17 protein-coding genes, 3 pseudogenes and 1 riboswitch are annotated in these 21,349 nt (G+C 41.2%); of the genes and pseudogenes, 11 read left to right on the top strand and 9 right to left on the bottom strand.

Features of this window, described 5'->3' with window-relative positions; genetic code table 11:
* Positions 1–23 precede the first annotated feature (23 nt).
* The 5 genes from ACERC7_RS03260 to ACERC7_RS03240 all read left to right on the top strand — a co-directional run bounded on the left by ACERC7_RS03260 (position 24) and on the right by ACERC7_RS03240 (position 6,900).
* Positions 24–2,396 (top strand): LTA synthase family protein, encoded by a 2,373-nt coding sequence (locus ACERC7_RS03260; RefSeq protein WP_373666126.1) that lies wholly within the window; start codon positions 24–26, stop codon positions 2,394–2,396.
* A gap of 716 nt (positions 2,397–3,112) precedes the next feature.
* Positions 3,113–3,811, top strand: coding sequence for a glycosyltransferase family 2 protein (locus ACERC7_RS03255; protein WP_373666125.1), 699 nt, complete (start codon positions 3,113–3,115; stop codon positions 3,809–3,811).
* Positions 3,808–4,161 carry a DUF2304 domain-containing protein gene (locus tag ACERC7_RS03250; RefSeq protein ID WP_373666124.1) on the top strand — a complete coding sequence of 118 codons (354 nt, stop codon included), beginning with the start codon at positions 3,808–3,810 and terminating at the stop codon, positions 4,159–4,161. Before ACERC7_RS03255 ends, ACERC7_RS03250 begins: the two co-directional genes overlap by 4 nt.
* Entirely contained in the window at positions 4,145–5,398 is a 1,254-nt protein-coding gene (locus ACERC7_RS03245) for a lipopolysaccharide biosynthesis protein (protein WP_373666123.1), read from the top strand. The genes ACERC7_RS03250 and ACERC7_RS03245 overlap by 17 nt, the downstream gene beginning before the upstream one ends.
* Positions 5,398–6,900 (top strand): DUF2142 domain-containing protein, encoded by a 1,503-nt coding sequence (locus ACERC7_RS03240; protein WP_373666122.1) that lies wholly within the window; start codon positions 5,398–5,400, stop codon positions 6,898–6,900. Before ACERC7_RS03245 ends, ACERC7_RS03240 begins: the two co-directional genes overlap by 1 nt.
* A gap of 345 nt (positions 6,901–7,245) precedes the next feature.
* Here ACERC7_RS03240 and ACERC7_RS03235 read toward each other — a convergent pair.
* The 4 genes and pseudogenes from ACERC7_RS03235 to ACERC7_RS03220 all read right to left on the bottom strand — a co-directional run.
* A pseudogene (locus tag ACERC7_RS03235) lies at positions 7,246–8,710 on the bottom strand (transposase).
* Between the two features lie 210 nt (positions 8,711–8,920).
* Positions 8,921–10,162: an aminopeptidase gene (locus tag ACERC7_RS03230; protein WP_373666121.1), complete on the bottom strand. Its 1,242-nt coding sequence runs from the start codon at positions 10,160–10,162 to the stop codon at positions 8,921–8,923.
* A gap of 195 nt (positions 10,163–10,357) precedes the next feature.
* Positions 10,358–11,107 carry an amino acid ABC transporter ATP-binding protein gene (locus tag ACERC7_RS03225; RefSeq protein ID WP_373660589.1) on the bottom strand — a complete coding sequence of 250 codons (750 nt, stop codon included), beginning with the start codon at positions 11,105–11,107 and terminating at the stop codon, positions 10,358–10,360.
* Between the two features lie 3 nt (positions 11,108–11,110).
* A pseudogene (locus tag ACERC7_RS03220) lies at positions 11,111–12,481 on the bottom strand (amino acid ABC transporter substrate-binding protein/permease); the annotation flags it as partial.
* A 278-nt stretch (positions 12,482–12,759) separates the two neighbouring features.
* Between ACERC7_RS03220 and uvrB the strand changes: the two are divergent.
* From uvrB to ACERC7_RS03200, 4 genes and pseudogenes are all read left to right on the top strand, one after another.
* The gene (uvrB, locus tag ACERC7_RS03215) at positions 12,760–14,751 is read left to right on the top strand and encodes an excinuclease ABC subunit UvrB (RefSeq protein ID WP_373659544.1); all 1,992 of its coding nucleotides are present in this window, start codon (positions 12,760–12,762) and stop codon (positions 14,749–14,751) included.
* 22 nt (positions 14,752–14,773) lie between these two features.
* Positions 14,774–15,121, top strand: a pseudogene (locus ACERC7_RS03210) (AbaSI family restriction endonuclease); the annotation flags it as partial.
* A gap of 48 nt (positions 15,122–15,169) precedes the next feature.
* On the top strand, positions 15,170–15,601 hold the full coding sequence (locus ACERC7_RS03205) for a hypothetical protein (RefSeq protein WP_373666154.1): 432 nt from the start codon (positions 15,170–15,172) through the stop codon (positions 15,599–15,601).
* Positions 15,602–15,912: 311 nt separating this feature from the next.
* The gene (locus tag ACERC7_RS03200; RefSeq protein WP_373666120.1) at positions 15,913–16,524 is read left to right on the top strand and encodes an acetate uptake transporter; all 612 of its coding nucleotides are present in this window, start codon (positions 15,913–15,915) and stop codon (positions 16,522–16,524) included.
* A gap of 128 nt (positions 16,525–16,652) precedes the next feature.
* On the opposite strand, the gene ACERC7_RS03195 is transcribed toward ACERC7_RS03200, so the two are convergent.
* A complete protein-coding gene (locus ACERC7_RS03195) occupies positions 16,653–17,423 on the bottom strand; it encodes a TraX family protein (RefSeq protein ID WP_373666119.1) in 771 nt (256 codons plus the stop codon).
* Positions 17,424–17,456: 33 nt separating this feature from the next.
* Positions 17,457–17,885 carry a GtrA family protein gene (locus ACERC7_RS03190; protein ID WP_373659541.1) on the bottom strand — a complete coding sequence of 143 codons (429 nt, stop codon included), beginning with the start codon at positions 17,883–17,885 and terminating at the stop codon, positions 17,457–17,459.
* 28 nt (positions 17,886–17,913) lie between these two features.
* Positions 17,914–18,013: riboswitch (PreQ1 riboswitch) on the top strand.
* Here ACERC7_RS03190 and ACERC7_RS03185 point away from each other — a divergent pair.
* Complete coding sequence (locus ACERC7_RS03185) at positions 18,011–18,520, top strand: QueT transporter family protein (RefSeq protein ID WP_373659540.1); 510 nt, start codon at positions 18,011–18,013, stop codon at positions 18,518–18,520. It overlaps the preceding riboswitch by 3 nt.
* A 62-nt stretch (positions 18,521–18,582) precedes the next feature.
* Positions 18,583–19,737, top strand: a complete 1,155-nt coding sequence (locus ACERC7_RS03180) for an MFS transporter (RefSeq protein WP_373666118.1) — start codon at positions 18,583–18,585, stop codon at positions 19,735–19,737.
* A 128-nt stretch (positions 19,738–19,865) separates the two neighbouring features.
* Here ACERC7_RS03180 and ACERC7_RS03175 read toward each other — a convergent pair whose 3' ends face one another.
* From ACERC7_RS03175 to ACERC7_RS03165, 3 genes are all read right to left on the bottom strand, one after another.
* Positions 19,866–20,108: a type B 50S ribosomal protein L31 gene (locus ACERC7_RS03175; protein ID WP_018367403.1), complete on the bottom strand. Its 243-nt coding sequence runs from the start codon at positions 20,106–20,108 to the stop codon at positions 19,866–19,868.
* A gap of 94 nt (positions 20,109–20,202) precedes the next feature.
* Positions 20,203–20,964, bottom strand: coding sequence for a GNAT family N-acetyltransferase (locus ACERC7_RS03170; RefSeq protein WP_373666117.1), 762 nt, complete (start codon positions 20,962–20,964; stop codon positions 20,203–20,205).
* 294 nt (positions 20,965–21,258) lie between these two features.
* Positions 21,259–21,349 (bottom strand): IS3 family transposase (locus ACERC7_RS03165; RefSeq protein WP_373660429.1); only part of this gene is annotated, 91 nt, incomplete at its 5' end.

The raw sequence follows: 21,349 nt of genomic DNA, 5'->3' as shown, positions 1-21,349 counted from the left end.
TATTAGCTATTGGACTTTTGCTTATGTGGTCAGCAGTTATTTGCTGGGGGCTGGCGAACCAAATAGGAGAAGTATATGAAAGTGCCAACGATCAGGCTATTTGGTTACTTCCAGCTTATGCTATTGGATTCTTGCTAATACTTATTGTGACCCGGGAAAGGCGAACATGGCGGGATATCTTAGCTGTTTTAGCAGTTTATGCCATTTTCTTTTATGCCGTTTACATGCAGGTGATGACTGGGGAAATTAATAATCCAAATTTTAATGAAAATTTTTTTATCACTAATGAACTTTATGAATTTCATCGATTACCTACATTAGGAATTTTCCTGATATTTGGTGTTGTTAAATTAAATAAGCTAAGATTTTATCAGCTTATCGACCATCACTTACCTTCAATTCCTTTATCCTATGCGTTAGCAGGAATTATAGGGTTAGATATTATGAGCCATTCGAAGATTATAGCTCTTTATCAAAACCAATTATTACCATTTTTAGAGAAGGGATCGATTTCCCTGTTCCTATCGCAGTTCCTTTATAGTAGTCTATCCCTTTTTAGTCTCATTACGATCTTATGCGTACTTAGTCTTAATGGATTAAAGGCATTATTTAATAATCGTTCTTCTCTTGGAGGAGCGGTAGTAACAAGTTTTTTAATGGCACTATGGGTAAATTATCACCTGCAGAGTGGCTATAAATCTGAGGAAAGTTTGCTAGGGCGGTATATTTTTACAGGTGCTGTTACTTATCAGTTAGTATTTTTCGCTATTTTTTTCCTAATCACTTATATTTTGTTTAATCGGTATCTTCTATCAACACTTGTGACAGGGATTTTTTCTGTATTGATTGTGCTGGTCAATCAGTTAAAAGTTGGCATGAGAGATGAACCACTATTGCTTACAGATTTTGTTTGGCTTAAAGAAATGGGGCTATTACTTAGTTTTGTAGATAAAACCTTAATTTACAAAACTTTTCTGTTAATCATTCTGTTATTGGTATTGTATATATTTTTCAGACGTCGATTATTTTATGGTGCAGTGTGCTCTTCCCTCTTTCAACGCATTATTCTTCTGATAAGTTTAGTTGGTTTTGTTGCAGGAGTTTTTTCTATATTTTCTCAAGAAGAGGAAAACAAAATTATACCAGAAATTCCTGTAATCTCAAGACTGAATAATGAAATTGATATTAATTGGCTTGGTTTAACAATGAACGCTCGCTACAAATCTTTAGCTTTTGTATGGACAAAACAATTGACAAAGTCAATTATGGAAAAGCCAGATGGCTATACTGCTGATCGTTTAGAAGATATTCATAGTCATTATACAGCAGAAGCAGAAAAAATTAATAGAGAAAGATTTGCTCAGCTGACTGATCGGACAGTAATTTTTATCTTGAGTGAGAGTTTATCGGATCCGAGCCATATTCCTGGTGTAACCATCTCTGAACCCGTTCTATCAAATATTTCAAGATTAAAACAAACAACAAGCAGTGGTCTTATGGAGACTCAGTTCTATGGAGGAGGTACTGCTAACATGGAATTTCAAAGTTTGACAGGTCTACCTTTTTCAAATTTTTCCTCCTCAGTTTCTATTGCCTATACAGAGGTATTCCCCAAAATGTCTTATATACCCTCTATTAGCCAGTTTTATCCGGAAAAACAGCGTGTCGCTATGCATCCTGCTGGAGCAGCTAATTACAATCGCCAAAATATTTATAAGTCCTTGAAGTTTGCTAAGTTTTTTGCGAAAGAGGGTTCAGAGTATAATTTTTCAAACCCTAAGACACTTGGAGTTTCAATTAGTGATGAAACTGTTTATCGCAATATTTTGGATAACCTTGATTACCAAGAAAGTCAATTTTTTTCAGTAATTACAATGCAGAATCATGCACCATGGTTGCTTGGAGAACCAGAACACATTGTAGCAACTGGTGAAGGTTTTACAGATGAACAAGATTCTAATCTAACACATTATGCTCGTTTACTTTATCACACAGACCAAGCAACTCAAGAATTTTTAGAGAAATTGTCTACCGTGGAGAAAAAGATTACGGTTGTTTTTTATGGAGATCATCTACCGGGTCTTTACCCAAAAGAAATTTTCTCATCTAAACCTGAGTCGCAATATCAGACGGATTATTTTATCTGGAGCAACGACCAACCAGAGCATAAATTAAGCTATCCTATCATCGGTCCAAATGATTTTATTGCACAATTGTTAGAACATACGGGCTCGAAAGTAACGCCCTATCAGGCTTTATTGACTCTTCATCTCAAGCAGTCAAGTTTGAGTATGCAAGATGAGGAATTACAAGCTTTAAAGGATTTACAGATGGTTCAGTATGATTTAACTGTTGGCAAAGGCTATCTTGTAAAGCATCTTGATTTCTTTGAATAAGGAAATAATACGACGTATACTTTTATCACTTGCTCCTATAAAGTATATCCCTATTTAGAAAGGTACAGTTTATTTTGCAAAAACAGGTAAAATTATTGTTATTGTTCATCTGTTTAAATCTTGCCTGAATAACTCAATGACTCTCTTTTGAAAAGAGCATGAAGTTATGCTCCCTGAATCTGAAAGAGAGAAGGGCTAGAATTGGCGTAAGATACCTTATTAAGTAATGACGCTTTATATCACGATTGTGCATCAGAGTGATGACTCAATGAGACTTGCCCTGTAGTGATTGCGAGAAGGTTCAGAATAATGAGAGATGTTATAAAAATCTTAATTTTAATGTAAAAAGCATTATAAGTAAAGTTATAGCGTGATTTATCAATAAGTTTTTTTGTAAAGCCACACCTCATATTTTGAAGAATTGACTTCTTTTCCCGAAGTGATTTATTATTTAAACGTTGAAAAAATTTTCGATTTAATGGAAAAGATAAAAAAATTATTGTATGATATACTTGCTTTATGAATAGTCAAAACTACTCATTGGATTTGAGTATTTGTTTGAAAGATTAATGCAGTTATACATGAAGATAAAATGATGGTTAAGTGTAAAACTAAGAGCATTTTTGATAGAACAGCAATTTTAGTTTAATTGGTTAACTAGAATACCCATTAAAGGCTATGAAAAAGCCAATCATCCAAATACTAGGAGGATTATTTTGAAAAAACTGATTATTATTCCAGCTTATAATGAAGAGAGTAATATCGAAGGAACTGTTGAAGCTATCTTGCGAGATGCTCCAGATTTTGATTATATAATCATCAATGATTGTTCAACAGATAATACTCGAGAAGTTTGTCAGCGTAGAGGTTATCGAATGCTATCTTTGCCTATTAATTTGGGTATTGGAGGAGCGGTTCAGACAGGATATCTTTATGCGCAACAATATGGTTATGACTTGGCTGTTCAGATTGATGGAGATGGTCAGCATAATCCTGCATTTCTTTCACGTATGTCTGAAACTTTAGAACGAACAAAAAGTCAAATGGTTATTGGATCGCGTTTTATTGAAAAAGAAGGTTTTCAATCATCATTTGCTCGTCGTATTGGAATTAAATATTTTACATGGTTGATCAAATTATTAACAGGTCATCTTATTACTGATGCTACATCCGGATTGCGTATGGTCGATCGGAGTTTAATCGAGCGATTTGCAGAATCCTATCCTGATGATTATCCAGAACCAGAAACTGTTGTTGATGCACTTAATAATGGATTTAAAGTTACAGAACTTCCTGTTATTATGAACGAGCGCCAAGGCGGCGTATCGTCTATTTCAACACGAAAATCTATTTATTATATGATTAAAGTTAGTTTGGCAATCCTATTTGTTAAATTGAGAGGTAAAATGAGATGACAATAACGGCAAGTTTATTTATTTCAGTAGTCATTATTAGCTTTTTACTCTGGTTAGGTCAACTAATTAGGAAACATCGACTGGCTATCAAATATTCTTTGTATTGGGTGATATTGTCTTTAGTTTTATTGATAGTAGTTTGGTTTCCAGGAATTTTAGGTATTTTATCCAAAGTTTTAGGTGTATACTCAGAAACCAATTTGGTATTCTTTGTCGGTTTCTGTCTAAGTCTTTGGATTATCTTTTGGCTTACAAATACAGTTTCCTTACAGTCTCAAAAAATTAAAAAATTAACTCAAGCTATTGCATTAATAGAGAACAAGGAGAAAAGAGATGATGGCAGTGACTAATCGTCGAATTATTCTCTGGAATATGGCGGGTAGTGTTTCTACAGCGGCTATTTCGGTTCTATTACTGATAGTGGTTTCGCGTTTTTTACCAGCGTCAGAGGCTGATTTATTTGCTTTTGCTTATGCTTTGGGGAATATGCTGGTTGTGATTGGTCTTTTTCAGGTAAGAAACTATCAAGCGACTGACATTGAACGGCGATATTCTTTTCAGACGTATGCGGTGGCTCGGATACAAACGTGTTTGGCTATGATTATTGTAGCAAGTGTTTACTTGTTGATAACCTCTGCAGATGAAGAACGTGCTACAGTTGTTATGCTAGTGACCTTGTACCGTTTAACGGATGCTGTATCTGATCTTTACCAAGGTCTCTTTCAGCAAGAAGAGCGATTGGATGTTGCTGGTAAATCACTTGTTTATCGCAATAGTTTAATTTTTCTGATTTTTACAGTTGTGTTATTTTTTACTAAACGTTTAGAATTTGCTCTAGCAGCACTTCTAATAACTTCAGTAGGTATGATATTACTTTTTGATAATATTCAGTCCCGACAGTTCAGCGAACGCATAGCTCCAAGGCAGCCGTTGATTGACCAAGTTGTCAATAGCTGGTCCCTGCTAAGAGAGAATCTGCCACTTTTTATTAATGGTTTTTTGTTGATTTATATCTATAATCAGCCGCGTTATGTCTTGGATAGACTTTACTTAGCTGGTCAAGTCGATGCAGGCTTACAAACAATATTTAGTATTCTTTTTATGCCTGCTTTTGTGATGAATTTAATGATGTTATTTTTTAGACCATTGATAACAGATTTAGCTTTAGCTCTATCACAGAGAGATGTTGCGCGTTTTCATATATTACAAAGGAAATTATTCCTTTTCCTTGGTTTGGCAAGTTTTGTTGTACTGTTAGGAGCAGGAATCATAGGGTTGCCTGTTTTAGAAGTTTTATACGGTGTCTCACTGAACGAGTACTGGTTGTCGTTTATGCTATTGATGCTTGGGGGAGTTTTAGGCAGCTTTGTTACAGCTATTGATAATATTTTGACAGCTATGCGTCAGCAGAGAGTGTTAGTAGTAGCCTATGGATTGGCATTTGTTGTTGCGATGCTTATATCAGCGCCTCTCATTGGCAATAAAGTATTGATTGGTGCAGCTCTGTCTTTCCTGATAACAACTGCGGTCTGGTTAGCTCTATCCGTAGCTATCTTCTATAGTTTAAAATTTAAGAGGAAAAATTAATGTTTCAAAAGTTACAATATATAATTGGTCGAGATACATTTCGCTCATCGCTAAATTATTTAGTAGGTTTAGCTTTAACAGTTTTTGTTGCAACACTTATCTATATTAAGTCAGTACCATCTTTAAAATTAGCTTTAGTTATAATGGGGTTAGGAATTTTGGTTTGGGTTTTCATGATATTTTTACCAAAGTCTTTACCTAAGGCTACGTTTTTGATGATTGTTTTCTTCGGAAGTATTTCTACCTTTGTAACTCCAATCAACGATGTTCCAGACGAATATGTTCATTTTGCAAGGAGTTTATATATTTCTGAGGGAGATGTCAATTTGACGGATAAATCAGAAGATCTTCTTGTTTCTGAAGATGTTCTTAAAATTGATGCTGCACAGCGCGCGCTTTTATTTGATGAGCGTCTAGAGAAACAGTGGCATTCAGATAAAGAAGTGGAATACCCCAACTTAAAAGGTACTAATGCGTATTACAGTTTATCTTACTTCCCTCAAGTTTTTGGTTTGGTATTAGGCCGTTTATTTCAACTTCCGCTAAAACAAACTTACTATCTAGGACGCTTTTTTAATCTACTCATTTATGCTATTACTATCTATTTAGCTATTATCCTAGCAGGCTCCTTTGGTCAAGTTATTGCGGTATTAGGTCTTTTACCGATGTCTATCTATCTGGCGGGTTCATACAATCAAGATGGATTTGCCCTTGGTTTAATTTTGTTAATTGTTTCTCTATTTTCTCGAATGACACAGGTTGAAAAAATCTCGAATCGCTTATTATTCGCTTATTATATATTGTGTTCTTTAATAGTTGTGACTAAGTTCCCTTATCTTTTGCTAGTAGGATTACCACTATTTTTGCCATCTAGATTGTTTAAAGGAAAATTTACTTTAAATTTATTAAATCGCGGCTTGGGAGTGCTCGTCATTATTTTACTAGCGGGCATATGGTACAAGCTCTACAGTCAGATTTCATCACCCTATGATGCTGATTTTTTGAAGCAAGTAGATCCGGCTATGCAGATTTCATCGCTTTTGAGCAATCCGATTAAATATGGTGGAGTACTTTTGAGGGAGATGTTTGATAAATTGATAAAGCCGGATGGCATATTTCAATACGGATATCTTAGCTATGGAACTGTAAATTTATTTGCTGCCTATGCCGTTTATTTGACAATTGTTATACTTAATAATTCCGGCAAAATACAACTTACTAGAAAGACTCAATTGGGTTCAATTATAGTTGCACTGGGAATAGCAGGCGCCAATGTTTTAGCTTTGTATTTAAGTTGGACTCCTGTTGGAGCGCTACACGTTCTGGGAGTTCAAGCTCGCTATTTTATTGGTTTATTGCCATTACTACTTTTGGTTGCTATAAGTAATAAAATTTTTCAATCTGGTCGAGATATGCTGAATAATCGCGCTATTTTAATGATAGCAAGCTTATTCCTTGTCACGATGTTATTAAGTACTCTATTTGAATATTATCCAATTTAGATACAATCTTGTGATTGATTGTATAGGTATTAAGTAAACTAAATGGATATTATTTCTAATGGAGAGAAAACTAGTTCTTGTTCTTTTTTAAATATTTTGCTATAAATATGAAATATTTAGTCTAGATAAAAGTAATTCTAATTAAATCTGTTTTGTGGAAAGTTGTCTCAGTACTATAGCTTTTAAAATATCTAGAGTAGGACAATTGGTTTCTATGACAATATTCGAGGGTACTAAAATTCTTGAAAGTTTTTCGAAGGTGAATTCTTTATGTGATAGTAGGACCGGATCGTATTTTTTACTTGAATATATGGGCTCATTGTCAACTGTAGTGGGTTGACCAATTTAACACCGAGAGAAGATAAGTTTAGTCTTCTCTCGTTTTATGTTTAGCGCAATGAAAATGCGAGTTTTGAAGTTTTTATCTTCCGAAACCCAAAAGCATTCCGTTTAATGACCTTGATAAGGTTGTTTGTCGCCTCTAGTTTAGCGTTTGAGTAAGGCAGTTTCAAGGCGTTGACAATCTTGTCTTTATTCTTCAAGAAAGTTTTAAAAACCGTCTGAAAGATAGGATTGACGCTCGAAATCGTCTCCTCGATTAGCCCAAAAAACTGTTCGGCTTGCTTTTCTTGGAAGTGAAACAAGAGGAGTTGATAAAGAATTGTAGTGTTCTCTCAGTTCTTGAGAATAGCCAAGCAGCTTAGCGACAATCTCCTGATTGGTCAAGTGCATGCGAAAAGTCGGACGATAAAAGCATTTATCGCTGAGTTTGCGACTATTCTGCTGAATCAGTTTCCAATAGCGTTTAAGTGGTCGATATCCGTGCGATTTTCTGTCAAACTGGTTCATTACCTGTATGCGTAGTTTATTCATGGCACGGCTCATATGCTGGAATAAACTAGTCCAGTGGACTATTTTAGCCTTGGGCTAAGAAATTCNTTCATGGCACGGCTCATATGCTGGAATAAACTAGTCCAGTGGACTATTTTAGCCTTGGGCTAAGAAATTCGAAAGCGAGATGTGGAAACGATCGAGGACGATTTTGGCGTTTGGGAGTGAAACAGTCTGGGGAGAGACTGTTTCAGCCCGAGCTTGAAAACGGGAGAGCGAGGGGGTTTAGCTAACTTGTAATACGGACTAAACATGTCCATGGTGATGACCTTAACACGGCTTCTGACCGCCCTAGAATAGCGTAGAAAGTGGTTGCGGATGGTGGCTTGGGTTCGACCATCCAGAATAGTGATGATTTTGAGCGAGTCAAAGTCCTGTGCGATGAAGCTCATTTTGCCTTTCCTGCTTCAACTAGTCGCTTTTGTATTTTCAGGCTCCTACCTCAAACAGTCCACTGGACTGTTTGAGTCCCAATTCATGTTAGTTGGGAGGCAGGTCAAGTCTGTCTTGAACTGAAATTCCTTTAGTTTTCGGATGACCGTTGAGGTTGATACGGCTAGGCTTTCAGCGATGGCCGTCATGGCGACTTTCTCCATCAATTTTTGAGCGATTTTCTGATTAAGAATGACAGGAATTTGATGGTTGACTTGACCAATGACGTTTCAGCGACAGCCATTTTCCCGCACTTTTGGCAGTGGAAGCGTCGCTTTCGCAAGCGAATGAGTGTCTTGTACCCTGCACACTCAAGATAAGGTATTTTGGATAGTTTCTGGAAGTCTTACTTGGCCATCTGGCCTTGGCAATGTTGGCATTTTGGAGCAGGGTAATCGAGTTTAGCGATGACCTCTTTGTGACTCCCAGCCTCCACAACCTCCAAAATAGTGATATTAGGGTCTTTAATTCCGAGTAGGTTTGTGATAAAATCCTCGCTTTTTCTATTTTAGAGCTCGGGAAGAACTAGTCACTCCCCTGACTAGTTCTTTATTCCATATGAGTCTTTCTAATGTGAATTTAGTCGCTTTTCATTATAGGTCATATGGGCTTTTTTCATACTCAAAAAGGCTCCATAATCTCCGAGGTGGATTTAACCACTACAAAAATTATAGAGCCTTTTTTTATATGATAAGGATTATTCAGCCCATTCTCCGCCACGGAAGATTGGAACACGAGTGCCGTCGGCCTTGATGCCGTCGATGTCCATGTGTTCAGAACCGATCATGAAGTCCACGTGAGCGGTTGAGCGGTTGAGTCCAGCTTCCTTGAGCTGTTCAGGGGTCATTTCAGTGCCACCCTTGATGGAGAAGGCGTAGGCTTGACCGATAGCCAAGTGGTTAGAGGCGTTCTCATCGTAGAGGGTGTTGAAGAAGGTCAGACCTGACAATGAAATTGGGGTCTTGTGGGGTACCAGAGCCACTTCACCAAGGGCACGGGCACCATCGTTTTCTTCCACCAAGCGTTTGAGGGTTTCTTCACCTTTTTCAGCCTTAACGTCAACGATTTGACCGTCTTTGAAAGTAAAGGTCATGCCTTCAATGACAACACCAGCGTAGCTGAGCGGTTTAGTTGAGGTCACAACGCCATCAGCTCGACGGTAGTCAGGGGCACAGAAGACTTCTTCAGTTGGCATGTTGGCGATGAATTTTTCACCTTGGGCATTGATAGAGCCAGCAGCTTGCCAGCTGTGGTCTTTTGGCATACCAAGGACAAGGTCAGTGCCAGGAGCAGTGTAGTGGAGGGCGTCAAACTGTTGCTCGTTGAGCCAAGCGGCGCGTTCTGTCAAACGTGCTTCGTGCTCGTCCCAAGCCTTAACAGGGTCTTCCTCGTAGATGCGGTTCATCTTGAAGAAGGCATCCCAGAGAGCATCAACCTGATCTTCTTCGCTCGCTAGGTCTGGGAAGACCATAGCCGCCCATTCTGGACTAGCAGCAGAGGCCAAGTTCCAGCTGATTTTGTTGGCTTGACTAGCATTACGTTGCTCTTCGAGGGCGATAGCCATAGCTTTCTGAGCTGTCTGAATGCGGTCTGGGTTAACCCCACCGTAAGCGTTAGGGTCAGATGATAGGATAACTAAGCGGCTAGCTTTTTTACTGAGCAAATAGCGAGAGCGTTCAACGATGTAGCCTGGTACATTTTCCAAACGCTCAATGTCAGCATGGAGCAGACGTTGGCGAGAAATTTTGTCATCAACGAAGTCTACAATAACTTCAGCAGCTCCCTTGGCGTAAGCTTCTTCGGTCAAGACGCGGGCGAAGGCAACATGCTCAGCAGCAATTGAGATGATGAGGGTATGCCCTTTTTGGACGTTAACGCCTTTAGCAATCAAGAGCTGGGCGTATTTTTTCAGGTTCTGGTCAAAATTTGGTAAAACCATAAGTGTCTCCTTTTTTTTTATGACCTTTCTACTTTACCATATTTTCTGATTTTTCACAAGAATTGATGAAAAGAACATGTTAAACACAAAAAACATGCTGAACAACTGGCATATGGTTAACTCTATTGGCACTTGCCTTGATTTTTGATTGGTAGTTGCAAAAAATTCCCCTCAACTCAGTGAAGGGAATCTACATTACACATTTAAGACCTTATCTAAGAAATCTTTGAGACGTGGGTGTTGTGGGTTGTCAAAGAGTTGCTCTGGGGAGCCATCTTCGAGGAATTGACCGCCGTCTGTAAAAATCACACGGTTGGCCACCCTTCTAGCAAAGCCCATCTCGTGAGTGACAATCAACATGGTCATACCTTGGTCGGCCAAATCTTTCATAACATTGAGCACGTCGCCAACCATCTCAGGGTCAAGAGCAGAGGTTGGCTCGTCAAAGAGCATGATGTCTGGATTCATAGCCAGACTTCGAGCGATAGCCACCCGTTGCTTTTGACCGCCTGATAGGCTGTCTGGGTAGGCATCTGCCTTATCGGCCAATCCAACTTTTTCCAAAAGGTCGCGACCGACCTTATCAGCCTCGTTCTGGCTCAGCTTGCCTAATTCGACAGGGGCAAAGGTGATGTTTTCAATCACGGTCATGTGAGGGAAAAGGTTGAAGTGCTGAAAGACCATGCCGATGTTCTCCCTTGCCTTGTCTACATTAGTGGCTTTGTCAGACAGGTCAAAACCATCAACAATTACCTTGCCACTAGTAATGGTCTCAAGCAGGTTAAGGGTGCGCAGGAAGGTTGATTTGCCAGATCCTGACGGACCGATGATACATACCACATCACCTTCGTAGAATTGGGCAGTGATGCCTTTTAGCACCTCGTTATCACCATAGGTTTTGTGCAAATCTTGCACATCAATTTTTAATTCTCTTGTTGTGGTCATGGCTTAGTTCCTTTCCAGTTTCTTGGCTAGTCTGGTCAGTAGGGTAATGATGACCAGATACATCACTGCTAGTATAGCATACATGCGGAAGGATTGGTAGTTTCTGGCGATGATGATCTTCCCTGTTTGGAAGAGTTCAACCATTCCGATGGCTGAGATGATGGTCGTGTCTTTAAGTGAGATGACAAACTGGTTGATAAAGTTTGGCAACATGAGCTTGACGGCCTGTGGGATAATGATTTTTCGCATGGTGGTTCTGTAGGAAATGCCTAGGCTGCGAGAAGCCTCCATCTGACCAGAGGGGACGGCTTGAATGCCTCCGCGGACGATTTCGGCAATATAAGCTCCGCCATTGAGCGTTAGCGCAATAGTACCAGCCACAAAGTCGTTAATGGGACTCTGCTGACCGGTCAGGCTCTCAAGGAGATTAGGCATGCCCCAGAAGATAAAAGCGGCGACAATCATGAGGGGAATGCCTCGTACGACGTCGACGAAGATAGTTGAGAGGATGCGTAGAGCCTTTATAGGGCTGACGGACATCATACCGACGATGATGCCGACCACAGTCGCTAAGGCAAAAGAGATCAAAGCCAGAGACAAGGTTGCCCAAAGCCCAGATAGGAGTTGCTTGTAATTGTTGCTAATCAATCCGGCGATGGTAGTCTCGTTAACAGCTGATGCGGTTGTGCTGGTTTCGCCCAGATACTTGGCAATAATTTTGTCGTAGTCTCCGTTAGCTTTGAGGGCGGCTAGCCCATTGTTGAACATGGTGATGAGTTCGGGGTTGCTACCTTTTTTGACCGCAAAACCATACTCACCTGATGGCTCGCCTGAGATTGGGGTAGCAAAGTTTCTGCCTTGGGTAATAGCATAGCGGAGAACCGCTTCATCGTCCATTAGAGCATCTAAAGCGCCAGAATTGAGGCTGTCATACATGGCTGAGGCTTCATCAAAAGCCTTGAGGGTATAGCCGTATGTTGTTTGATTTTCTTCTAAAAACTTGTAGGACGAGGTACCATTTTTGGCGCCGACAATTTTACCAGTCAAGTCCTCGTAAGTAGAGATATTACTTCCGTTTTTTACCGCCAGCAAAATGTTTGAGGTGTAGTAAGGGTCGGAGAAATCAAAAATTTCTCGCCGGGCATCGGTGATGGACATGCCAGCGATGACGGCATCAGCCTGACCGGCTTGAACCGTATTGAGGGCGGCATCGAAACCTGGGTTGCTGATGGTAATCTTGAAGCCCTGTTGATCAGCGATAGCCTGAATCAGCTCCATGTCAATGCCGACATAGTTGCCCTTGTCGTTTTGGTATTCAAAGGGTGCAAATGATGAATCACTGACGATGTGGTAATTCGATTTGATCGGTTTTGCGATAGTGTCATCTGCAGCAACTAGTCCACCAGATAAAATCACAAGAAATGTCATAAAAAGTGACGTCAAAAAAATTAAAAATCGCTTCAAAGTTAGCCTCCTTGGTTAGATATAGGGCTATTATAACAAGATTTTTTCTGTCAGTCAATAAACGATTTTAATTGATGTTAGGTTTTTTTACATTATAAAAATTAGAGTCTCGATAGATTTGATTTCAAGTCAGTCAAATAGTTTCTGATGTGGTAAAATAGGATAAAAGAAGAAAAAGGAAAAGCATAATGATTGACCGTAAATCCGATAATCAATTCAAATTAGTCTCCAAATATTCCCCATCAGGTGACCAGCCGCAGGCCATTGAGCAGCTGGTGGATAATATCGAGGGAGGCGAAAAAGCTCAAATCCTCATGGGAGCAACGGGAACGGGCAAGACCTACACCATGAGTCAGGTCATTGCTCGTGTTAACAAACCAACGCTTGTCATTGCCCACAACAAGACCTTAGCTGGTCAGCTTTACGGCGAGTTCAAGGAATTTTTCCCTGATAATGCTGTGGAGTATTTCGTGTCCTACTATGATTACTACCAGCCTGAGGCTTATGTGCCATCCAGCGATACCTACATCGAAAAGGATAGCTCGGTCAATGACGAAATCGACAAACTTCGTCACTCGGCGACCTCAGCTCTGCTGGAGCGTAATGATGTTATCGTGGTGGCCTCAGTGTCCTGCATCTATGGTTTGGGGTCCCCCAAGGAATACTCGGACAGCGTGGTCAGTCTGCGTCCTGGTCAGGAGTTGTCTCGTGATGACTTGCTCAATGCGCTGGTGGATATTCAGTTTGAACGCAATGACATCGACTTTCAGCGGGGGCGGTTCCGTGTGCGGGGTGATGTGGTGGAAGTCTTTCCAGCTAGCCGAGACGAGCATGCCTTTCGGGTCGAGTTTTTCGGTGATGAGATTGACCGTATCCGTGAAATCGAAAGCCTGACAGGGCGGGTGCTGGGTGAAGTTGACCACTTGGCTATCTTCCCAGCCACCCACTTCGTGACCAATGAAGACCACATGGAGCAGGCCATTGCCCAAATCCAAGATGAGCTTGAAGAGCAGCTCCGCCATTTTGAACAAGAGGGTAAGCTCCTCGAAGCCCAGCGGCTCAAGCAGCGGACGGACTACGATATCGAGATGTTGCGGGAGATGGGCTATACCAATGGCGTGGAGAACTACTCTCGCCACATGGATGGGCGACAAGAGGGCGAGCCGCCTTATACACTTCTGGACTTTTTCCCAGAGGATTTCCTCATCATGATCGACGAGAGCCACATGACCATGGGGCAAATCAAGGGCATGTACAACGGTGACCGCAGCCGCAAGCAGATGCTGGTCGACTATGGCTTCCGCCTGCCATCGGCTTTGGACAACCGCCCACTTCGCCGTGAGGAGTTTGAGAGCCACGTCCATCAGATTGTCTATGTATCGGCGACCCCTGGCGACTATGAGATGGAGCAGACCGAGACCGTGGTCGAGCAGATTATCCGACCGACAGGGCTGCTGGATCCCGAGGTGGAGGTGCGTCCGACCATGGGGCAGATGGATGATTTGCTGGGTGAAATCAATAGCAGAGCAGAAAAAGGGGAGCGGGTCTTTGTCACCACGCTAACCAAGAAAATGGCAGAAGACCTGACCGACTACCTCAAGGAGATGGGGGTTAAGGTCAAGTACATGCACAGCGACATCAAGACCTTGGAGCGGACGGAGATTATCCGTGACCTGCGACTGGGTGTCTTTGATGTGCTGATTGGAATTAACCTGCTGCGTGAAGGGATTGATGTGCCAGAGGTGTCGCTGGTCGCTATCCTCGATGCGGATAAGGAAGGCTTCCTGCGCAATGAGCGTGGTCTCATCCAGACCATCGGACGGGCAGCTCGTAACGCCGAAGGCCATGTCATCATGTATGCCGATAAGGTGACCGAGTCCATGCAACGGGCTATGGATGAAACCGCCCGCCGCCGTCAACTCCAGATGGTTTATAATGAGAAGCACGGCATTGTCCCACAAACCATCAAAAAAGAAATCCGCGACCTCATCGTCATCACCGAGTCTGCTAAGGGTGAGGTGGCAGAAGAGACCGTGGACTACTCGGCTATGAATAAGACCGAACGGACAGCCGCCATCAAGAAACTGGAAAAAGAAATGCAAGCCGCCGCAGAACTCCTCGACTTCGAACTGGCCGCCCAAATCAGGGATATGGTGCTAGAGTTGAAAGCGATGGGGTAAATAAGGTTTACGGGAGAATGAGATGACGAAAGAAATAACAGAATTAGAATATTATGCTAACTTGATGACAAAAATTAGCCATAAAAAATATGAGTATTACGTTGTATCAAGGATTATACATTTATTAGATGATTTTGAGATAGAGTTCACAACTCAGTAAGTTGTTAGAAAACCCAATGGGAATTATCTCATGGATTTATTTTTCCCGCAGTTCAATATCGCGGTTGAGATAGATGAACCATATCATATAAAAAACTTTGAACTTGATAAATATAGAGAAAAAGAGATCATAAATCTTACAGGAATAACTATAAAACGAATTACTATAACTGACTTATACGATGTTGATGAACAAATCAAAAGGCTGGTTCAAGAGATAAGAAATTGTAAAAATTCCAAGATTAAAGCAAATCAGTTTATGCCCTTTCAATTTGACAAGCGATTTGATGTACAACAATGGATTGATAGAGGAAAGTTGAAAGTTACAGATAATGCTAAATTTAGAACGCATGTAGATGTTTTGAAATTATTTGGCAAAGACTATAAAGGTCATCAGAGAGCAACTTGGAAAATTTTAGAAAATACGCAAGTTTGGTTTCCTAAACTTTATAGCAACAGGGATTGGACAAACGAATTGATTGATGATGTGAAGATTATTCAAACTAAAAATGATGGAATAATGTTAATTGAAAATATAGTTAAAAATTCTATAGTTTTTGCACATCAAACGGATGTGTTCGGAAAAACGTATTATGTATTCAAGGGAGTTTTTGAATGTGTTAAGGCCGATTCTGAGTCCATTGAGTACAATAGAGTATCTGAAGTATTAGATTTGAAAACGTTTTTATAACATGATTAGATATTTTAAGTTAGTTAATTCTTTACAAAATTTAGGGTGGGTAGAATTTTTATTTGTGGAGTAATTAATCAAAAGTATAGAGCAGCTAAGTTTAGATTCCAGATAGTAAAAAACTAGATGCCTGTTTTAAATAGTTAACTGGCTGCCCAAATCAGGGATATGTTATTGGAGTTGAAAGCGATGGGGTAGGGATTCGTAATGTTGCGCAAATTGATGTTTATCGCCACAATTCCCCGTTGACACCAAACGTAAAATCTGCTACCCTATAAAGGTTGATGATTACAATTTTAGAAGGAGACCTCATGTCTGAAACCAAAATCATCAAAATCGCAAATGCTGATCCATCGGCTCTAGGGCTGTTTGGCTTGGTCATTGTTACTCTCGTTGCTTCTTCGCAGAAGCTAGGCCTTACCACCGGGACCTCTCTGGTTGTTCCTTGGGCCATCTTCCTCGGTGCCTTTGCCCAGCTCTTTGCCTGCATTCACGATGCTAAGCGCCAAAACCTCTTTGGCACGACGGCTTTTGGTGCCTACGTCCTGTTCTGGTTTGGCGTTGCTATGAGTTGGATGACCCAAAACGGCGTTTTTGGGGCTAAAATGGCAGAGCTGGCTGATGTGAAACAGTTGAGTTTTGCTTTTCTGGGCTACCTGATTTTCACGCTGGTGATGACCCTAGCTGCGACTGAGACCAATAAGACTTTACTGACCATCTTTGTCTTGATTGACCTTCTCTTCATCGGTCTGACCCTTTCGACCTTGGGCATCGCAGAGCATGCCATGCATAGCTTAGCTGCCTATAGCGAGCTGGCGATTTCAGCTGTGTCTTTCTATGGCTTTGTGGTTAATATTTTAAACGGTCACTTCGGTTACCAATTTTTACCATTTGGTAAACCGCTAGGTATCTTTAAAAAATAAAAGCAGGACCTATTGGTCACTGCGACGACTTATTTTATAGAAAATAGGGAATAAATAATCAAATGAGGACTGGATCATGTCCTCGTTTTTTGTGATAAAATCTATTTTATTGATGTTAAGTGAAAGATTTAGAAAACATAAAATGCTAGGATTCCCAATATAAGCATGTGGATAGGGTAGAAGAGATACTGGGCTATCTGGGTAGGTTTAGATTTGTAGCCAGCTCTGCCATTGTACAGCCAGATAAAGGCCAGTGCCAAAGGAGCATAGAGTTGAGGCGACAAAAATGAGAAGCCAAAGTGTTGAAAGAGCAGGGGGAGGTTTTCCCAGCCGTTGGCACCAAGGTAGGAGAGGTTGGCAAGTCCTAGATTGACCAAGAGGAGGGTGAACAGTTGACCGAGGCGGTGTGACCATGTGGTGCCTCGGAATAAGTAGTATCCAAGAACAGTTATTACACCAAGACCGCGGTAATCGGTATCGAGAAATTGGGCGAGGTTGTAAGCGATAGCAGTGATCAGGATACCGCTAGCTAATGCGCCCCATTTTGGCAAGATTTGACGGCTTTGGTCAACCAGCCAGATGGTTATCAGGCTGATAACAAATGTCCAGATAACATTCTGAAAGGGGGTATAGCCCCAGGTGCCCTGTAACATGAGATGAAAGGGGAAATCGGAGATGACCGCGAGGGCAGATAATCTTAAAAGATACCGGCGGAAATCTTTGGTGTAGCTGTAGCCTTCTACGATTAAAAAAGCAAAGATGGGAAAGGCTAATCGTCCGATGTAGCGGAGCCACAGAAATTGTGGGAAAAAGACCGCACCTGTGTGGTCAATAAGCATGATTATCATAGCGATGAGGCGCAAGGAAAAGGCGGAGAATCCTTTGAAGGTGTGTGGCATGGTTACTCCTTTCGAGAAGAGTTACGGATTAGATTATTTTTTATTGGTAAAAATGAGGAGTTTGCTAATGAAATAATTGCCAACCACAATCAGGAATTGGGCGATGACGCTCTCAATTTTATTGATCATGGCGAGGTCATGATGAACAAACTGACCAATCAGTTGCGGGTATTTATCAATGAAAATATAGGCCAATATCACATCGAGTGCAAGAGTGCCAAGTCGTGCCAGGAAAAATTTAACAAAACGTGCTTGCCAGCCCTGCTTATTTTGCCGAAAAACAAAGGTATCGTTGACTAAAAAGGCAAAGATAATAGCAGTCATGTTAGCAATAACCGCTGAGTGCAAAGCCGTTTGTTTTAGAAATTCAAATAAAGCAAAGCGGATGCTGAGGTAGACAAGGGTGGTCAAGACACCAAAGAAGAGGTAGCTAAAAATCTCGTTATTAAATAATTTTTTCATACTCAGACTATACCAAAAAAACTAAAAATATGCTACAATAAAAACGTTCGTTTACGGACCCTCGGTGCTTATTTCCCTTTCGCCGAGCATATTAGATGCGGGAAAGCCGCTAAAGGAGAAAAGAAATGAAAAAATTGACAGTTACTGACTACACGCACATGGCTATCGTTGCTGCTATTTATGTTGTGTTGACCATTACACCACCGTTTAATGCCATCAGCTACGGTCCGTACCAGTTTCGGATATCAGAGATGATGAACTTCTTGACATTTTTCCATCGGAAATACATCATCGCTGTTACTGCGGGTGTTGTTATTGCCAACTTGTTTACTTATGGCTTGATTGATGTGGTTGTAGGGGGCTTATCGACCTTAGTTTTCGTTGCTCTGGGAGTTATGCTATTCAAAAAATACCAGAATGAGCGCGTTTTGGGTGGACTCTTTAATAAGGCATTTTTCTATTTTTCCTTATTTTTTGCAGCTAGCATGTTTACCATTGCAGCAGAATTGACTATTATTGCTGGAGCTCCCTTTTTCTTGACTTGGGTGACAACAGGTTTGGGAGAATTGGCTTCGCTTTTAATCGGGTCATTGCTGATTGAGCATTTGAGCCAGCGATTTGATTTGACCAAGTAGTCGATTTGGTAGTGAAGGATATCTTACCAGCCGGTAGATGTCCGTTTTATTTTGGAGGTTTTATGAAACGTTTGATTGAAAAAATGAGCATCCTATCCTTGTCGGTAATGCTGGTGTCAACCTTTGCAGTGTCGCCTGCCTTACCTGCCATGATTGCTTTTTTTGAGCCGTTAGGGATTTCTGGTGCTCAGGTTGAGTTTTTGATTACCGTGACGTCCTTAGCCATCATGGTTTCTCTGCTGGTTAATCCTTACCTAGAGGGCTATCTGCCTGAGCCGGTCATGATTAGTTTGGGATTGGTACTGATAGCTTGCGGCGGTAGTCTACCTTTGGTGACAAGGTCTTACGTGCTGATTTTCTTAGGACGGTTGATTCTTGGAACCGGTCTTGGGTTTATCAATGCGCGAGCCATCAATATTATCAGTAGTCACTATGATGGTCAGGAACGTTTGCAAATGCTCGGCTTTCGAGGTGCAGCAGAAGTGCTCGGCTCAGCTAGTTTGACTGCATTGGTCGGGCTTCTCTTGCCTTTGGGCTGGACAGCCAGTTTTGCCATTTATCTGGTTGCCTTTCTTATTTTGGGGCTGTATCTGGCTTTTGTGCCAAAAACACAGCCCGGTCAGCGCCATCAAGATAGTGACGCAGATGTTCGTTTGCCGAAATCACAGTGGCGACAAGCCATCTTTTTAGGTCTTATAGCGGGTTTTGTTATTCATATCAATACCATGCTGACCCTGAAAATTCCATTACTTGTTGAAGGGCTTGGTCTAGGGACAGCAGCCCAGTCGAGCAGAATCATCAGTGCTATGATGCTGATGGGAATTTTGGCAGGGATCTCGTTTAGCTTTCTGGTACAACGATTAGGTCGCCAGTTGCTGGGTTTGTCAGTTCTTCTTTTTGCTGGATTAGTGTTGTTGGTTAGTTTGGGAAGTAGTCTTTTAGTGCTTGGAACGGGCGCCATCTTGTCTGGTTTTTGTTACAGCACTGTTCTCACTATCGTGTTCAATCAAGCCTCAGAAGGTGTTTCAGCTCGTCTATTGAATAAAAAGATGACTATTGTTTTGGTAGGCTGTAATCTTGGTGGAGCAAGTTCGTCGATTTTGCCAGCTTTTTTGGAACAAATTTTTCCAAATACTCAGACGATTGTGCTCATTTATGCTGTGCTGTGCTTACTCGCCGGTGTCTATCTATTAGCTCGTCCCTTGAAGCACTCTTAACTAGTCAGGTGGCTGGATGTCCAGCCACTTTTTTAGTGCGCCTAAATGGTTGCCGCACATAAAAAGCCTCTTCCGATATTCTCGGAAAAGGCTTGTTCTCAGTGATTTCCACTGAGAAATAGGGGTTCTTATTTGAGACCGTATTTTTTGTTGAAACGATCCACACGTCCATCTGCTTGCGTGAACTTTTGACGTCCAGTGTAGAATGGGTGTGAGTCAGATGAAATTTCCACACGAATCAGTGGGTAAGTTTCGCCTTCGAACTCAACAGTTTCTTTAGATGGTTTCGTTGAACCACTAAGGAATTGGTAACCAGTTGTTGTGTCAAGGAAAACAACTGGACGGTAGTCTGGATGAATGTCTTTTCTCATCGTAAAAAATCCTTTCTGCCATAGCCCTTTGTGAGCCATAGTTATTAACCATTACATTTTACCAAAAATAGCAGAGCTTGGCAAGAACTTTATCTTAAATTTCCCAAGAAATCTCATAAGCTTGATAAGGGTAATTTAAGCCATAGCTCAGCTTTTCAGCTAATTGGCGAGAAATGAGCGTATGGGCGTCCCATGACGGAGAGAGACCTTGCTCTAAGCATCGCAGGATGAGACGTGCAGCAACCACCGTTGCTAGTCCCTTTAAGCGATGGTCTGGATGGGTGCTGATGTCGATTTCGATAGCGTCATCTGTTCGAGCATAAGAGGAAGCTCCTGCTACGACAGCGTCACCAAACCAGATAACCACGCCTAATCCATCTTTGGCATAAGCAGTTGCTGTCGGAAAGTTGCCGACCAAGTCACGCGACCACGGTTCTCTTAAACACTGGTCATAAGCCAAATCATTGAGATACTCTAAACGATAGCCATCAGGTAGGCCATCTGCCAAAATTCTTAACCTAGCTTGATCAAACTGATTCGCAATCATGGCATATCGGGTAAAACCGTGTGCTTTCTCTCCGTAATGATGTTCAATCAGGTTTGCCCATGCATCAGTAGTCGGTACTAGAATGATGTCTTGACCATGACAGTGTTCAACCAGATTGAGCAGTGGCTCTCCTGCCAAAAATCCAAAGGCACCAAATTGCCCGATTCGTGCCAAAACAGATTGAGGATTGTCTGACTGGTCACCCCAGACATCACCCATCTGACCAGTTAAGCAAGCAGTTAGAAGCACTTGTTCCCACCCGTTAAACAAGTGAGCAATGCTTTCAGGTTTCTCCAAACGTTTAATCATCTTGTTTTCTCCGTATTGAGGACGGTAGTTGTTCAGCCATGAGACAAGCAGTGCCAGGTACTGTAGAGTGAACTTGTTCACCGCTTATTTCGCACTTTTTAGACTGGGAAAACTGTGTTTTATCCTGTCTATCGTTTTACAGAATAGTTCGTTTTCATTAACGAAGGATAAAAGTCCCAGTGGTGTAGGCAACAGGTTAACATCAACAAAACCACCTTGGTTGAGTAACCCATGTTAATCTGTCGATAAATAACTGCAACGATGTACTGACCCCCAAAAGTTGGACAAGAAATATTATTGAAAGGATTTAATTCTGTATTGCACAGGACTAAGTCCTTTTAATTTTGTTTTGATTCGTTTGTTATTGTAGTAAAAAATATAATCG

The sequence above is a fragment of the Streptococcus sp. E17BB genome, assembly GCF_041807725.1.
Taxonomy (GTDB): Bacteria; Bacillota; Bacilli; order Lactobacillales; family Streptococcaceae; genus Streptococcus; species Streptococcus entericus.
The sequence above is the reverse complement of the archived record's forward strand: the minus strand, read 5'-3'. Positions and strand labels throughout refer to the sequence as shown.

Bases quoted from the DNA above. Each gene is read 5' to 3' on its own strand.
- ACERC7_RS03205 (WP_373666154.1), top strand. From the start codon at position 15,170: ATGCCCTTTCAATTTGACAAGCGATTTGATGTACAACAATGGATTGAT.
- ACERC7_RS03170 (WP_373666117.1), bottom strand. From the start codon at position 20,964: ATGATTAAACGTTTGGAGAAACCTGAAAGCATTGCTCACTTGTTTAAC.
- ACERC7_RS03240 (WP_373666122.1), top strand. From the start codon at position 5,398: ATGTTTCAAAAGTTACAATATATAATTGGTCGAGATACATTTCGCTCA.
- ACERC7_RS03190 (WP_373659541.1), bottom strand. From the start codon at position 17,885: ATGAAAAAATTATTTAATAACGAGATTTTTAGCTACCTCTTCTTTGGT.
- ACERC7_RS03260 (WP_373666126.1), top strand. From the start codon at position 24: ATGTGGTCAGCAGTTATTTGCTGGGGGCTGGCGAACCAAATAGGAGAA.
- ACERC7_RS03225 (WP_373660589.1), bottom strand. From the start codon at position 11,107: ATGACCACAACAAGAGAATTAAAAATTGATGTGCAAGATTTGCACAAA.
- ACERC7_RS03200 (WP_373666120.1), top strand. From the start codon at position 15,913: ATGTCTGAAACCAAAATCATCAAAATCGCAAATGCTGATCCATCGGCT.
- ACERC7_RS03180 (WP_373666118.1), top strand. From the start codon at position 18,583: ATGAAACGTTTGATTGAAAAAATGAGCATCCTATCCTTGTCGGTAATG.
- ACERC7_RS03230 (WP_373666121.1), bottom strand. From the start codon at position 10,162: ATGGTTTTACCAAATTTTGACCAGAACCTGAAAAAATACGCCCAGCTC.
- ACERC7_RS03250 (WP_373666124.1), top strand. From the start codon at position 3,808: ATGACAATAACGGCAAGTTTATTTATTTCAGTAGTCATTATTAGCTTT.
- uvrB (WP_373659544.1), top strand. From the start codon at position 12,760: ATGATTGACCGTAAATCCGATAATCAATTCAAATTAGTCTCCAAATAT.
- ACERC7_RS03185 (WP_373659540.1), top strand. From the start codon at position 18,011: ATGAAAAAATTGACAGTTACTGACTACACGCACATGGCTATCGTTGCT.
- ACERC7_RS03245 (WP_373666123.1), top strand. From the start codon at position 4,145: ATGATGGCAGTGACTAATCGTCGAATTATTCTCTGGAATATGGCGGGT.
- ACERC7_RS03195 (WP_373666119.1), bottom strand. From the start codon at position 17,423: ATGCCACACACCTTCAAAGGATTCTCCGCCTTTTCCTTGCGCCTCATC.
- ACERC7_RS03175 (WP_018367403.1), bottom strand. From the start codon at position 20,108: ATGAGAAAAGACATTCATCCAGACTACCGTCCAGTTGTTTTCCTTGAC.